The sequence below is a fragment of the Streptomyces sp. NPDC002671 genome (assembly GCF_053592475.1).
The window spans coordinates 1-14,049 of the sequence record NZ_JBSFVU010000008.1; the positions used below are offsets into that span (position 1 = coordinate 1).

11 protein-coding genes are annotated in these 14,049 nt (G+C 72.0%); 6 read left to right on the forward strand and 5 right to left on the reverse strand.

The window, feature by feature from the left end:
• Positions 1–220 precede the first annotated feature (220 nt).
• Positions 221–1,594, forward strand: coding sequence for a helix-turn-helix domain-containing protein (locus tag ACWD35_RS13900; RefSeq protein WP_451351433.1), 1,374 nt, complete (start codon positions 221–223; stop codon positions 1,592–1,594).
• A gap of 61 nt (positions 1,595–1,655) precedes the next feature.
• Here the strand turns inward: ACWD35_RS13900 and ACWD35_RS13905 are convergent, their stop codons facing one another.
• Positions 1,656–2,237, reverse strand: coding sequence for a TIGR03086 family metal-binding protein (locus ACWD35_RS13905; RefSeq protein ID WP_451351434.1), 582 nt, complete (start codon positions 2,235–2,237; stop codon positions 1,656–1,658).
• Between the two features lie 100 nt (positions 2,238–2,337).
• Between ACWD35_RS13905 and ACWD35_RS13910 the strand changes: the two genes are divergently transcribed.
• From ACWD35_RS13910 to ACWD35_RS13925, 4 genes are all read left to right on the forward strand, one after another.
• Positions 2,338–2,736, forward strand: a complete 399-nt coding sequence (locus tag ACWD35_RS13910; protein ID WP_451351435.1) for a DUF4440 domain-containing protein — start codon at positions 2,338–2,340, stop codon at positions 2,734–2,736.
• Between the two features lie 77 nt (positions 2,737–2,813).
• Positions 2,814–4,073, forward strand: a complete 1,260-nt coding sequence (locus ACWD35_RS13915; RefSeq protein WP_451351436.1) for an MFS transporter — start codon at positions 2,814–2,816, stop codon at positions 4,071–4,073.
• Positions 4,074–4,267: 194 nt separating this feature from the next.
• Complete coding sequence (locus ACWD35_RS13920; RefSeq protein WP_451351437.1) at positions 4,268–5,077, forward strand: NAD-dependent epimerase/dehydratase family protein; 810 nt, start codon at positions 4,268–4,270, stop codon at positions 5,075–5,077.
• A gap of 83 nt (positions 5,078–5,160) precedes the next feature.
• Positions 5,161–6,327: a TerD family protein gene (locus tag ACWD35_RS13925; RefSeq protein WP_451351728.1), complete on the forward strand. Its 1,167-nt coding sequence runs from the start codon at positions 5,161–5,163 to the stop codon at positions 6,325–6,327.
• A gap of 68 nt (positions 6,328–6,395) precedes the next feature.
• Here ACWD35_RS13925 and ACWD35_RS13930 read toward each other — a convergent pair whose 3' ends face one another.
• Positions 6,396–6,962, reverse strand: a complete 567-nt coding sequence (locus ACWD35_RS13930) for a TetR/AcrR family transcriptional regulator (RefSeq protein ID WP_451351438.1) — start codon at positions 6,960–6,962, stop codon at positions 6,396–6,398.
• 156 nt (positions 6,963–7,118) lie between these two features.
• On the opposite strand from ACWD35_RS13930, the gene ACWD35_RS13935 reads away from it, so the two are divergent.
• Positions 7,119–8,555 carry an MFS transporter gene (locus tag ACWD35_RS13935; RefSeq protein WP_451351439.1) on the forward strand — a complete coding sequence of 479 codons (1,437 nt, stop codon included), beginning with the start codon at positions 7,119–7,121 and terminating at the stop codon, positions 8,553–8,555.
• An 83-nt stretch (positions 8,556–8,638) separates the two neighbouring features.
• Here the strand turns inward: ACWD35_RS13935 and ACWD35_RS13940 are convergent, their stop codons facing one another.
• The 3 genes from ACWD35_RS13940 to ACWD35_RS13950 form a co-directional block, all read right to left on the reverse strand.
• Positions 8,639–10,219 (reverse strand): TROVE domain-containing protein, encoded by a 1,581-nt coding sequence (locus tag ACWD35_RS13940; RefSeq protein ID WP_451351440.1) that lies wholly within the window; start codon positions 10,217–10,219, stop codon positions 8,639–8,641.
• A 499-nt stretch (positions 10,220–10,718) separates the two neighbouring features.
• Entirely contained in the window at positions 10,719–12,164 is a 1,446-nt protein-coding gene (locus ACWD35_RS13945; protein ID WP_451351441.1) for an alkaline phosphatase PhoX, read from the reverse strand.
• 189 nt (positions 12,165–12,353) lie between these two features.
• A complete protein-coding gene (locus ACWD35_RS13950; protein WP_451351442.1) occupies positions 12,354–13,790 on the reverse strand; it encodes a hypothetical protein in 1,437 nt (478 codons plus the stop codon).
• Positions 13,791–14,049: the final 259 nt, after the last annotated feature.

Consider the following 14,049-nt stretch of genomic DNA (forward strand, 5'->3'; position numbering starts at 1 on the left):
ACTCCGATGCTCAACCGCCCGGATCACCAACCTCGTCCAAGCGATACTCACTCTGCATCTGACCAGCTCAGGGTGAGGTTGGAAAAGGCTCATTGCGCCGGCGGACAGATCGACGGGACGAGCGGGCGATGTCCTCGCCCTGCACCGTGCGGCCCGCAGAGGCGGGACAGCGCAGGTACTTCGCTGGCTGGCCGGCCGTACCGGGACCGACGCCTTCCTGATGAACCCGTCAGGCGCCATGGCGAGTGCACCGGTGTCCGTGCCCGGTGACACCGCGCGCGCCCTTTCGCTGCGCGGGGCGCGCGAGATCACCAGCCGGGGGCTGAGGTCCGTGGCCATCGACCAGGACGAACTCACCTGCTTCGTCCTGGCCCTCGACGGCGCCCGAGACCTCCGCACGCCCCTTCTCACGGCCGTGGCACCCCGGCCCGCACCGTCCGACCTGCCCCGCCTGCTCGCGGACGCCGCATCCGTCCTCAGCCTGACCTGGCAGGCCGAAGAGGCGCGGCGCAGGCACCGCCGGCTCCGCGTCGCGGACGCCGGGGCCAGGGAAGCGGTCCTGCATCTGCTGATGAGCGGTCAAACGGCCGCCGCCCGGAAGATCGCGGGAGCGTTGCAGCCCGAGTTGCCCGAAGTACTACAGGTGTACGTCGTCGAAGGGCTGCCCGAGGCGCGTGACGAAGTGGCGTACCGGGTGGCCGAGGCGGCCGATGACGCATGGATCGTGCCGTGCCCCGTGTACGCCGACCACCTGCTCGTTCTCGCGCCCGTGGCCTCCGAGGCGGCCTGCACCCGCCCGGCCTGGGCCTGTCACCCCGCGGTGGCCGACTCCTGCTGGATCGGGGTGAGCGACGCCATACCCCTGCGGGACACCGCCACGGGCTACGCTCAGGCGTTCCACGCCCTGGCCGTCGCGCGGCAGCGCACCGACCGCCTGTCCGCCTTCGCCGGAGACCCGGATCTGGCGCTCACCCTCGGACCGGCCGCGACGGCGTGGGCCGAGTCCTTCCTCGCGCCCCTGCGATCCCGCCGCCCCAAGCGTCCGCAGGATCCGGACTGCACGGAACTGCTGGCCACCGCCACCTCGTGGCTCAGCTTCTCCTCCGGCGCGACAGCGCACCTGAAGATCCACCGCAACACTCTGGCCGCGCGCCTGGCCTGCGTACAGGACGTGCTGTGCCTGGACCTGACCCGGCTCGCCGACCAGTCCGCCCTGGCGCTCGCCCTGCGCACGTCCGCGGCAGGCATTCCACCGCTTCGCGACGACGACGCCGCGAGGGGAGGTGCCGTGGCTCCCACCCTGGACCAGCTCCTGCTCCTGCCCCATGTCGTGTCATGGGCACACCAGCAGTTCCATTCTCTGCAAGCATGCGCCACCGCAGCCGTGGTGACGCAGACGCTCACCACCTGGCTGCGCCTGGACGCGCGCATCGGCCCCACGGCCGACGCGCTGTCCCTCTCCGCGTCCGCTGTGCGCAAGCGCCTGGCGCGTGCCGAGGAACTGCTGCAACGCTCCCTGACCCGCTCCCCCAGCGCCGTGCACGACCTATGGCTCGCTCAGCGAGCCCTGGAGCTGGCGGAACGAGCCGTGTGACGCCCTGCGGGGTGCAGTGCCCCGCAGGGCGTCACAGCCCGGTTGTTCCCGTCGCGTCCGCTTACCCCCGCCACCCCGGATCCCGGCCACTCAGGCCGACCGCGCGGTCCAGCAGCGGGGCCTCCGTCGGGACCGGGACGACAGGACCGAAGGGGCCCTTGCCGCCGTTCGGGGCTTCGGCCGCGGCGAGGAGGAAGCCGTGGGCCGCCTGCAGGGCGGCCGGGTCGGGCTCGTAGGGCAGGCCGGTCGCGCGGGCCAGGTCCCAGCCGTGGATCACCAGCTCGTCGGCCGCGACGGCACCGGCGACCGCGCCGGGCAGGTTCACGCCGCCCGCGCGGGTGTCGCCGGTCCAGGCGTCCGGGTCGCGCCAGGCGTCGGCCAGCTCGTCCAGCGCCTTGGGCAGTTCCTCGCGCCAGCCGGGCCCCAGGTCCGGGACGCCCACGTTCGGGCTGGTGTCGGTCGTCGGCCCGAAGTTCTTGCGGGCGGCGTCGCGGAAGGCGACGGACAGTCCGTGGATGTGGGCCAGCAGGTTGCGCACGGCGTAGTCCGGACACGGCGTCGCGGCCGACAGCTGCTCGTCCGTCACCGCGTCGGCCAGCAGCGCCACGATCCGGGCCTGCGGGCCCAGGTCGACGATGGTCATCCCTCGCTCCTTATGAGTTGCCATACCAGTACGCAGGAGAGACCGGCCGGAGCGCGGAAACTCATCGGCACCGGCCCCCGGCCATGGTTACCGTGACGCCATGTCCAAGATCGAGATCGACGCGCTGACCGCCGAGTTCTTCGGCGCCTTCGACAACCGGGGCGGCAAGGCCCCCGACGTGGACCGGATACGCCGGCTGTTCCTCCCCCAGGGTGTGATCACCTGTACGGGCCCCGGGTTCGCGGTCTACACGGTCGACGAGTTCATCGAACCCCGGCGCGCGCTGCTGACCGACGGCCGGCTGACCGAGTTCTCCGAGTGGGAGACCACCGAGCGGACCGAGATCGTCGGCGGCATCGCCTCGCGGACCGGGGAGTACCGCAAGTCCGGGATCATGAACGGCGAGCCGTTCGAGGGCGGGGGCACCAAGAACCTCCAGTTCGTCCGCACCCCCGAGGGCTGGCGGATCCAGTCCCTCGCCTGGTACGACCAGCCCTGACCCCTCGGACGGCCGGTCCCGGCCTAGGGCAGCTTCCCGATCCGTAGGCACCCCCCTTAGGCCCACGATCATCAGGCATGACGACTTCCTGGACCATGACCCGCGTGCTGCGGGACCGCAACGCGGGGCTCTATCTGGCGAGCGTGGTGGTGTCCGGCTTCGGCACCTCCTCGCTCTGGCTGGCGTCGGGGGTGTGGGTCAAGGACCTCACCGGTTCCGACGGCCTGGCCGCGCTCTGCATGCTCGCCATGTGGGCACCCACCCTGGCCGGGCCGGCGCTCGGCACGATCGCCGACCGGGTGCGCCGTAAGCCGTTGCTCATCGCCACCGAGCTGAGCCTGGCCGGCCTGCTGCTCACCCTGTGCACGGTGAACTCCCCGGGCCGCCTGTGGCTGCTGTTCGCCGTGCTGTTCGTGTACGGCGTCGCCGGTGTGATCCAGTACGCGGCCTCGTCGGCCCTGGTGGCCGCCGCGGTCGGCCCCGACCTGCTCGGCGACTTCAACGGGCTGCGCATGACCGCCGACGAGGGCATGAAGCTCGTGGCCCCGCTGACGGGCGCCGCCCTGTACTCGGCGTACGGCGGGGCGAGCGTCGCCGTGCTGGACGCGATCAGCTGCGTGTGCGGGGCCGGGCTGTGCGCCCTGCTGCGCGTGCGCGAGGAGCGGCCCGTGCGGTCCGGCTCCGACTGGCGGCAGGAGACCGCCGACGGCGTCCGCCACCTGTGGGGTCACCCCGGGCTGCGGGCGCTGGTCCGGGCCGGCGGTGCGACCATGCTCTTCGGCGCCCTGAGCAGCACGATGACCTACGCCGTCGTGGACCGCCTCGGCCACTCCCCCGCCTACGTGGGCGTGCTGTACGCCGTCCAGGGCATCGGCTCGGTGACGGTCGGGCTGGTGTCCGGGCCGGCGCTGCGGCGGCTCGGCGCGCGCCGGTTCGCGGCGGCCGGGATCGCGCTGGTGGGGTTCGCGGTGGCCGCGCGGGCGGTGCCGTCGGACCCGGCGGCCCTGGTGTCCGCCGCGGCGATCGGCCTCGGCCTGCCCTGCGTCCTGATCGCCGCGCTCACCGCGGTGCAGCGCGAGACCCCGGGGCCGCTGCTCGGCAGGGCGACGGCCACCGCCAACACGCTGATGTTCACGCCGAACGTGCTCGGGCTGGCCGTCGGGGCCGGACTGGTCGAACTGGCCGGTCCCGGGCTGCTGTTGCCCTTCTACGGCCTGGGGCTGCTCGCCACGGCCGCCTCGCTGGTCCCGTCGGCCCGGCGCGCCGACCACGCCGACAGCGCCGACAGCGCTTCGCGCACCGCCGCGAGGTCCGGGTCGGACGCCAACCCGGCGTGATACAGGCGCAGTTCCGCACGGCACCACCACCACGTCGGCCACGGACAGGATGTGGCAAGGGGCACTTACGACAGGTCAAGCGGGACTTGCAACACGGGCCCGGATTCACGTACATCACGCGACACTTGACGGTGCACGACGCAACTCCCTAGCGTGTCCACGGATGTGAATTCCGTCCACAAGGAGAGCCGAGGATGCCCGCCCCCCGCACCGTTCTGCTCACCGGCGCCGCCGGCGGACTCGGCACCCTGATGCGGTCCCTGCTGCCGGAGTACGGCTACGCGCTGCGCCTGTTCGACGTGCGCCCCGTCGAGGGCGAGCCGGACGCGATCACCGCGGACCTCGGCGACACAGGGGCGCTGCGCGAGGCGGTACGGGGCGTGGACGCGATCCTGCACCTCGCGGGCATCTCCCTGGAGGCGCCGTTCGAAAAGATCCTGAAGGCGAACATCGAGGGCACGTACAACCTCTATGAGGCCGCCCGTCTGGAGGGCGTGCCGCGCATCGTCTTCGCCTCCTCCAACCACGCCGTCGGCTTCACCCCGGCCCCGCGCGCGGACGAGCCGCTGATCCCGGTCGACACCCCTCGCCGCCCGGACACCTTCTACGGCCTGTCCAAGTCCTTCAGCGAGGACCTGGCCCAGCTCTACTGGGACAAGCACGGCCTGGAGACCGTCTCCGTGCGCATCGGTTCCTGTTTCCCGGAGCCGACCAGCGTGCGCATGCTCTCGGTGTGGATGAGCCCGGCCGACGGCGCCCGTCTCTTCCACGCGGCCCTGACCGCCGAGGGGGTCGGCCATACGGTCGTCCACGGCTCCTCGGCCAACACACGCCTGTGGTGGGACCTGTCGAGTGCCCGGGCGCTCGGCTACGAGCCGCAGGACGACTCCGAGCCGTACGCCGGGAAGCTGATCGCCGAACAGGGCGAGCTGGACCCGCAGAACCCGGCCCACAGCCACCTGGGCGGGCACTTCGTGAACGACCCGCCGATCTGGCCGTACTGAGCCGGGGGCCAGGGCCCTGAGCCGTTCGGGGGCGGGTAAGGGAACGGTAAAGCGGTGTCGTTCGTTCACCCGGCATGACAGCTATGACCCCCGGCTCGAACATCGCCCTCTCCGCCGCCCGCGTGGCGGTGGATGTCGCCGCTCCGGTGCGGCTCGATGTGTCGGGCCTGCTGCTCACCGCCGACGGCAAGGTGCGCTCCGACGACGACTTCATCTTCTACAACCAGCCGACCGGACCGGGCGTGACGTACCGGTCCGGCGGTGGTGCCGCGCCCGACGCGATCACCGTCGACACCGGCGCCGTCCCGCCGGACATCGAGAAGATCGTCGTCACCGCGAGCCCCGACGCGGCCGGGCAGACCTTCCAGGGCATCGAGCCGACGGCCACGATCCGTGACGCGGACGGCGGCTCGGTGCTGGCCACGTTCACCCCGCCGCAGCTCGGCACGGAGACGGCGCTGGTGGTCGTGGAGATCTACCGCAGGGGCGGCGCCTGGAAGGCCCGCGCGGTCGGCCAGGGGTACGCCAACGGGCTCGCCGGCATCGCGACCGACTTCGGAGTGACGGTCGAGGAGCCGGCCCCTGCCGCCTCGGCGCCCGCCGACGCGGCCCCCGCCGCCCCGGCGCAGCAGCCGGTGACCCCGCCGCCGCCCGCCGCGGCGCCGGGCGCGGGGAAGGTCAACCTCGACAAGGGGCGGGTCAGCCTCCAGAAGAACCAGACCGTGTCCCTCGTCAAGGGCGGCCGTCCGCTGCTCTCCCAGGTGCAGATGGGCCTCGGCTGGGAGCCGGCGTTCCATGCCGCGGACATCGACCTGGACGCCTCCGTCATGGCCTACGGCCCGCAGCGCAACCACATCGACAGCTGCTACTTCGGCAAGCTGACGATCCTGGGCGGCGCGGTCAAGCACTCCGGTGACAACCTCACCGGCGAGGGCGCGGGAGACGACGAGGTGATCACGGTCGACCTCGGCCGGCTTCCGCAGGAGGTCACCGGGCTGGTCTTCACCGTCAACTCCTTCTCCGGGCAGAAGTTCACGGACGTCACCAAGGCCTACTGCCGCCTGCTGGACGCGAACACCGGCGAGGAACTGGTCCGCTTCGACCTCACCCACGCCGAGCCGGAGACGGGCGTGATGATGGCCAAGCTGACCCGGCAGTTCTCCGGGGAGTGGGACATGACGGCGCTGGGCGAGTTCGTGAAGGCGCGGACGGTGCGGAACATGGTGGAACCGGGGGCGCGAGCCCTGTAGCAGCCGACGAACACCGCTGCGGGCCGTCGTACGCACGACCGCCCGCAGCCGCGTACCCGCCCGCGGTCCTACGGCCGCAGCCCCTCCGTCAGCAGGGTCAGATACCGGCGGATGTGCCTGCCCTGCCCGTCCGCCAGTTCCGACGCCGAGGCCACGCCGTGCGCCAGCCGCAGGACCTCGACCGGTTCGAGGTCGTCCCGCAGCACGCCCTCCGCCTGCGCCGCCTCCACCAGCCGCGCCGCCGCGCCCTTCACGGCCGTACCGCAAGCGGTCAGCGCCACCGAGCTGCCGTCCGTGACCGCGGCCCCCAGCAGGGTCTTCAGCCCCCGCAACTGGATCGTGGCGACCCCCAGCTCGTACAGCCACTCCGTCAGCGCCTCACCGGGCGGCAGCTCCTCAGCCAGCTCGTCGGCCCGTGCCGCGATCTCCTCGATCCGGTCCACGTACGCGGCCTCCAGCAGCGCCTGCCGGGTCGGGAAGTGCCGGTAGAGCGTGCCCGAGCCGACGCCCGCCCGCTTGGCGATGTCGTCGAGTGACGCGTTCTCCCCATGCTCGGCGAAGGCCTCGAACGCAACCTTCAGCAACCGCTCGTAGTTGCGCCGAGCGTCCGCGCGCATGGGCCTGACCTGCGTCATCCAGTAACTCCTTGCAAAGCGGGGACTGCCTCCGTATCTTATCCGACATTAAACGGAGACAGTCCCCGGTTACGTCGTCATCACGTTCCGCCGGGCAGCTCACCCCTGCCCGCGGCATGCCGTCGCGCCCGGGGACACCCAGACCGGGAGACCCTCATGTCCACCCCGTCCGCACCGTCCACCCTCACCGAGGCGCCCTCCGCGCCCGCGCCTCCCGCGAGGCTCGGCACCACCCTCCTCGTCATCGTCACCGCCTACCTGATGGTCGGTGTCGACTCCACCGTCGTCAACGTGGCACTGCCCGACATCCGGCAGGGCCTGCACTTCAGCCGCACCGGCCTGTCCTGGGTCCTGAACGCCTACACCCTCGCCTTCGGCGGCCTGCTGCTGCTCGGCGGGCGGATCGGCGACGTCGTCGGCCGCCGCCGCGCCCTCGCCGCCGGCGCCCTGCTGTTCGCCCTGTCCTCCCTGCTCGGCGGCATCGCCACCGAGGGCGGCTGGCTGCTCGCGGCCCGCACGCTCCAGGGCCTCGGCGCCGCTCTGATCGCCCCGAGCACCCTCGCCCTGATCACCACCAACTTCCCGGAGGGCCCCCGCCGGCACCACGCCCTGAGCGTCTACTCCTCCATGGCGGGCATCGGCAGCTCGCTCGGCCTGGTCCTCGGCGGCATGCTCACCTCCTGGGCGTCCTGGCGCTGGGCCCTGCTCATCAACGTGCCCATAGGCCTCGCCCTGGTCCTCGCCCTGCCCCGCTTCGTCACCGAGACCCCGCGCCACAGGGGCCGGTTCGACCTGCCGGGCGCCCTGGTCGGCACGGCCGGGACCACCTCCCTGGTGTTCGCGTTCATCCGGGTCTCGGAGGACGGCTGGAGCGACGCCCGGGCGCTGCTCGGCTTCACCGCCGCCGCCGTGCTCCTCGCCGGATTCACGCTGATCGAGGCCAGGGCCGCCCAACCCGTCATGCCGCTGCGGCTGTTCGCCGACCGCAACCGGGCCGGCGGCTACGCGAGCATCCTGCTGCTGCCCGCCGGCATGTTCGGCGCCTTCTACTTCCTCAGCCTGATCGGCCAGCAGGCCCTCCACTACAGCCCGTTGCGCGCGGGCCTCGCCTTCCTGCCGATGACCCTGGTGATGTTCACGACCGTACGGCTGGTGCCCCGGCTGCTGGCCCGGTTCGGCGCCAAGCCGGTGCTGCTGACCGGGATGACGCTGGTCACCGCCGCCACCGGATGGCTGTGGCAGCTGCGGCCCGGCGAGGGGTACGCGGACGGGCTGCTCGGCCCGCTGCTGCTGATGGGTCTCGGCACGGGTCTGAGCTTCATGCCACTCAACGCGACGATCCTGTCCGCCGTCGAGCCGCGGGAGGCGGGCGCGGCCTCCGGTCTGCTCCAGACCCTCCAGTGGCTGGGCGGCACGGTCGGACTGTCCGTCCTGGTCACGGTGTACGGCACGGCGACCCGGCACGCCGGCGGGACACCGGACGCCGTCCTCGTCCACGGGTCGGCCCGCGCGTTCGGCGCAGGTGCGCTGATCTCGCTGGCCGCGCTGCTGGTCGTCGCCACGGTGCTCACCGGCAGGCGCAGGGCCGGCTAGAACGGCGCACGGCAAGGGGTGTGGCCCGCACCCCCCGTAGAAGTGCGGGCCACATCAGGGCCGTCCGGACGGACGGCCCTGGTTCAGGCCTCCCACGGCCAGTCGGCGTCGCTCGCGCGCTCCAGCAGCGGCACCATCCGGAAGGCGGAGTCCGAAAGCCCACCGAATGTATGCCTGTTCCTCGTGCCCGACGGGCCGTGGCCCGCCCGGTAGCCCTCCAGGTTCCACGTGTAGACGGGGACGTCGGCCGGGATCTGGGCGGTCGGGTCGCCGTGCTGGTGCGGGGCGTACTGCTCGTCGGTGACGATCAGCACCCGGTCGTGCTTCCTGTAGTGCCGGCGCACGGCCTCGGTGGTGTCGGTGCCACCGAGGTTGCCGAAGCGGTCCAGGATCTTCAGCACCGACTCGCCCTTGCGGAACTCCACCTTGGCGCTGGTCGAACCGAACTCCACCAGGTCGGCGTCCGCCGCCCGCAGCGCGAGCGCGCTGCCGAAGATCGCCGCCGCGTCGGCCCGGGTGAGCTGGGAGCGCTCCGAGGCCGGCGACCAGAACATGGAGCCCGAACGGTCGACCAGCACCAGCGTCCGGCCCGGCAGCGCGGGCACGTTGGCCAGCGAGTGGCCGAGCGCCTGCTCCAGCGGGTAGGACCAGCGCAGCGAGGGTGCGTGCCGGTAGGCGGCCAGGTAGCGGAAGGGGAACTGCCGCGAACGTGCCACCTGCTGCGGGTCGCTGATCTTCGCCGCGACCCGGGCGGCGACCTCGTCCGAGACGCCGGCCTCGTCGAAGTTCCGCAGGTTGCGGACCAGCGCCATCGCGCCCATGGACGGGATGACGACCTCCCACGCCGCCTTGTCCATCGGACCCTGGAGCCAGCCGGCCAGCGCCTCCCAGGTGATCCCGGCCGCCGCCAGCCGCTCGAAGCCGTCGGGCGCGGCGACGACCGCCCGCCGCCGCTCGACGGGCAGCGCCATCAGCTCGCGGTGCAGACCGAGCACCGGGAGCGAGGCGGGCGGCACGGCGGTGTCCGGGTTGTGCCGCCGGTCGAGCGCGTACCGGAACAGGTCGCCCTGCCACGGCTTGTCAGCGTCCGGCGCCGCGTGCACCAGGTTCAGGATGTCGCCGAAGCGGTAGCCCCTGGACGCGGTGTCGTACTTGAGCAGCGACCGGACGTGGTACAGCCGTCGTACGGCGTCGGCGACACCGCGCTTGACGGGCTTGGGGATCGCCCGGCCGTAGGCCGACGTCCAGTACGCGAGCAACTCGCCGGGCTCGTCCGGGCGCTGGAGCACAGAGTCCACGACCTGCCGGTTGGACGGGCCCTCGGTGGCACCTGCCGCCAGCCGGGCGTGCACGTACTCGGCGGCACCCACGATCGAGGCCGTCCGCATGTTCCCCTCACCGCGCAGCCAGCCGAGCAGACCGGCCGGCCAGGACGGGTCGCTGACGGCGAGATCACGGACGAGCCGGGTGAAGCGGCCGTCGCGCTCCTCGGCGTTCTCGTAGAAGGTGCCCGTGACGAAGTGGGACACCGCCAGCAGAAACAGCTCCGAGCGCGGATCGCGCTCCTGTCCCCGGCCGCCCTCATAGGTCCGCAGGATGCGGCCGGTCGACGTCACCGCCGACTTCGGCTGCGCCTTGGCGGCACGCGTGTTGAATCGCGCCATGATGAATTCCCCCGAATTCATGTTGTTTTCGGAGGGAGGCGCGGCAAATGGAGGGTGTCCGAGATCGGGAGTCGGCGACGGACTTGTTCAGATGCTCTGTCCATTGAGCTACACCGACCCGAAGTCGATGACGGGAGTCGAACCCGCAACCTTCCGATCCCATGAAGTAACCGCTGCCTGCGCACCGGACACCCACCATGCGCCACGCCTCCCGAGATCAAGTCGGCGAGGGCTGTTGTTGCATTCCAGGAAAGGGAAGTAGCCGTTGCCATCGCACCGGGAGGTGCGTGAAGTTTTCGGTGTCCAGAGATCGAGGCGGCGGAACCGACGTTTGGTGCTCTGCCGACTGAGCTACACCGGCCCGAAGAACCGGTGGCGGGACTCGAACCCGCGACCTCCCCATTAGAAGTGGAAGTAGGTCCTGCCTTCGCACCTGGACGTGCATCACTTTAGGGGGATGGCCTCGGGTCGAGCGAGCGAATTAATCGCCCGGCGGAGTTCAGTCGCGCTGCTGCCGCTTCCACGGCCCGGTGACGGCCAGCATGATGCCCGGTTCCTGGATGTTGGCGAACAGGGTCGAGCCGTCGGGCGAGAAGGTGACGCCGGTGAACTCGCTGTACTCGGGCGCCTCTTCGGTGCCGAGGTTGAGTTCGTTGCGGGCGATCGGGTAGGTACGGCCGCTGTCGGTGGTGCCGAACAGGTGCTGGACGCCCTCGCCGTCCTCGGCGATGACCAGGCCGCCGTACGGGGAGACGGTGATGTTGTCGGGGCCGTCGAAGGCGCCGTCGGCGGAGGGGTCCGGGTTCACGCCGAGCAGGACCTTCAGGGTCAGGGTGCGGCGCGAGGGGTCGTAGAACCAGACCTGGCCGTCGTGCTGGACGGGGCTCTCCGCGCGGGCGTAGGAGGAGACGATGTAGGCGCCGCCGTCGCCCCACCACATGCCCTCCAGCTTGCGGGCGCGGGTGACCTCGCCGGCGGCGAACTGCTTGCGCACGGAGACGGTCCTGGCGTCACGGTCGGGGACGTCCACCCAGTCCACTCCGTACACCGTGCCGATCTTCGTGGCCCGGGAGAGGTCGTCGACGAGGTTGCCGCCGGAGTCGAAGCACAGGAAGGCCTGGAGCACGCCGGCGTCGTCGGCGAGGCTGCGCAACTGGCCGCAGCCGTGGCGGAAGCCCTGCGGCGGGGTCCAGCGGTAGAGCAGCCCGTTGGGGTTGGCGGCGTCCTCGGTGAGGTAGAGGTGGCCGCGCCTGGGGTCGACCACGACGGCCTCGTGGGCGTAGCGGCCCAGGGCCTTGACCGGCCCCGGGTCGCGGTTGGCCCGGCGGTCCTCGGGGTCGACCTCGAAGACGTAGCCGTGGTCCTTGGTCATGCCGTTCTGGCCGGCTCTGTCCTCGGTCTCCTCACAGGTCAGCCAGGTGCCCCACGGGGTGTTGCCGCCCGCGCAGTTGGTGGAGGTGCCGGCGATGCCGACCCACTCGGCGACATGGTCGCGGCGGACCTCGACCACCGTGCAGCCGCCGGAGGCGGCGGGGTCGTAGACGAGGCCCTCGGTGAGCGGCACCGGGTACTTCCAGTTGGCGCGCGGGCCCTTCAGCTCGTGGTTGTTGACGAGGAGGGTGGCGCCGCGGGGGCCCTCGAAGGTGGAGGTGCCGTCGTGGTTGGACGGGGTGAACTCGCCCGACTCCAGCGTGGTCCGGCCGCTGTAGGTGATGATCCGGTACTTGAAGCCGGCCGGGAGGGCGAGGATGCCGTCCGGGTCGGGGATCAGCGGGCCATAGCCGACGCCGTGCTGCTCGTACTCCGACTCACCCTCCGTGGCCCGGATGTCGGTGGACGCCAGGGCGCCCGGGGCCGTGGCGAGGGCACCGACGCTGCCCGCCAGCGCGACGCCGGCTCCGGTGACGGCGGACTTCCTGGCGAAGTCCCTGCGGGTGAGCGACATGGAGTCTCCTGTGACGGTGGGCGTGCCGTGGAGGGGGCGGCGGTCCTCGTTCGACACACCAGGCTCTCGCCCACCCTTGAACAGGAGCTGAACACCGGTCTACTTCCGGACCTCCGGTTCCATGAATCCGTATGTCCCGCCCCATGGGCGGCAAAAGGACCCCTTGCCGCCCAAGCTCGCCCGTACCGCTCAACCGCCTTGCTGCGAGCGCGCCTTGAAGGCGGCCTTCCGGGCCTCCTTCGCCACCTTCTTGTCCGGGTGCAGCCGCCCCATCGCCTCCAGCACATCCGCGGTGGCCGGGTGCTCGACCCGCCAGGCGGCGGCGAAGAACCCGCTGTGCTGCGCGGCCAGGCCCTCCACCAGCGCGCGCAGCTCCACGGAGTTGCCCTCGGCGGCCAGTTGCGCGGCGAGCGTGTCGATGGTCAGCCAGAACACCAGCTGCTCCGACGGCGCGGGCACATCGGCGGCGCCCCGCTCGCTCAGCCACACCCGGGCGAGTCCGCCCAGCTCGGGGTCGTCCAGCACCTCGCGGAGCGCGGGCTCGGCCTCCGCGCCGACCAGGGACAGCGCCTGCTGGCAGCGCAGCCTGCGCAGCGGCGCCCCCTCGTCCGAGCCGCGAGCAGCCGCGAGCAACTCCCGTGCCGCGGCCAGCGGTTCGCGGTGCTCCAGCCACTGCTCGGTCTCGGCCTGCGCGGCCGACTGCCCGAAGCGCGCCGTGCCGTCGAGCAGCGCGTCCGCGCCCTGGCCGGCGAGTTCACCCACGGCAGGCGCCTCGAACCCGGCGTCCAGCAGCCGGGCCCGCAGCCCGTAGAGGCCGAGCGGGGTCAGCCGGACCATGCCGTAGCGGGAGACGTCGGTGTCGTCGACCGGCGCGGCAGGCTCCTCGGCAGCGTCCCCCATGTCCGCCATCAGCGCCTCGTCCACCGGCTGGTACTCCACGAGCCCGACCGGCTCCAGCATCCGGAACTGGTCGTCCAGACGCATCATCGCGTCGGAGACCTGCTCCAGGACGTCGTTGCTGGGCTCGCCCATGTCGCCGGGGATGATCATCGAGGCGGCGAGGGCGGGCAGCGGCACCGCACTCTCGCCGGGGCCGTCCTCACTGACGGTCAGCAGATAGAGGTTGCCGAGGACGCCGTCGAGGAACTCCGCCTCGGCCTCCGGGTCCCAGTCGAGTGACGAGAAATCGACCTCGCCGCCCTCGTCCAGGGCGTCGACCAGACCGTCGAGGTCGGGCACGGCCGCGTCCGCGACGACGGTCTCCAGGGCGGCGAGCCAGATGCCGAGCACGTCGTGCGGGGAGCCGCCGGTGAGCAGCGCCAGGTCGGCGGCGGTCCCCACGGCTCCGGTCTCCTCGTCGACGACGTCGACCAGGCCGGTGTCCACGGCGACCCGCCAGGCCTCGCCGGCAGCAGCCGCGGCGTCGTCGCCGCTCAGTCCGAGCACCTCGGCGGCGGCCGGGAGCTGCTCCTCCACCAGTTCGCCGCCGGCGTCCACGCGGGTCTCGGGCCCGGCCCAGCGGGCGAGGCGGGCGGCCCGGGAGAGGACGGGCGTGGACAGCGCGGCACGCGCCAGCTCCGCTTCGGGGTGCAGCCGTACGGGCGGCAGGGGGGAGCTGTCTGACATCGGCTGGTTCTCCTCGGACCGTGAACGGACTCAGCCGCTCAGCCTAGACGGGTTTCCACCCATGCCGCCCGGTTCATCTCCTCGCAAGATCCCGTCCATGGCCGAAACCTTGACAACTCCCGGGCACAGGCAGGAGATTGACGCGCGTAGAAGTTGGGGGGACAACTGTTCACTCGGCTCTACGCGTGTCACGGAGGGCTACGAGCCCCACACGCTTGTGTTCCACCCTCGTCCCGGCGCCCCACATTCGTCCCCGGAG

Coding starts and splice junctions, on each gene's coding strand:
- ACWD35_RS13900 (WP_451351433.1), top strand. CDS start 221: ATGAACCCGTCAGGCGCCATGGCGAGTGCACCGGTGTCCGTGCCCGGT.
- ACWD35_RS13905 (WP_451351434.1), bottom strand. CDS start 2,237: ATGACCATCGTCGACCTGGGCCCGCAGGCCCGGATCGTGGCGCTGCTG.
- ACWD35_RS13910 (WP_451351435.1), top strand. CDS start 2,338: ATGTCCAAGATCGAGATCGACGCGCTGACCGCCGAGTTCTTCGGCGCC.
- ACWD35_RS13915 (WP_451351436.1), top strand. CDS start 2,814: ATGACGACTTCCTGGACCATGACCCGCGTGCTGCGGGACCGCAACGCG.
- ACWD35_RS13920 (WP_451351437.1), top strand. CDS start 4,268: ATGCCCGCCCCCCGCACCGTTCTGCTCACCGGCGCCGCCGGCGGACTC.
- ACWD35_RS13925 (WP_451351728.1), top strand. CDS start 5,161: ATGACCCCCGGCTCGAACATCGCCCTCTCCGCCGCCCGCGTGGCGGTG.
- ACWD35_RS13930 (WP_451351438.1), bottom strand. CDS start 6,962: ATGACGCAGGTCAGGCCCATGCGCGCGGACGCTCGGCGCAACTACGAG.
- ACWD35_RS13935 (WP_451351439.1), top strand. CDS start 7,119: ATGTCCACCCCGTCCGCACCGTCCACCCTCACCGAGGCGCCCTCCGCG.
- ACWD35_RS13940 (WP_451351440.1), bottom strand. CDS start 10,219: ATGGCGCGATTCAACACGCGTGCCGCCAAGGCGCAGCCGAAGTCGGCG.
- ACWD35_RS13945 (WP_451351441.1), bottom strand. CDS start 12,164: ATGTCGCTCACCCGCAGGGACTTCGCCAGGAAGTCCGCCGTCACCGGA.
- ACWD35_RS13950 (WP_451351442.1), bottom strand. CDS start 13,790: ATGTCAGACAGCTCCCCCCTGCCGCCCGTACGGCTGCACCCCGAAGCG.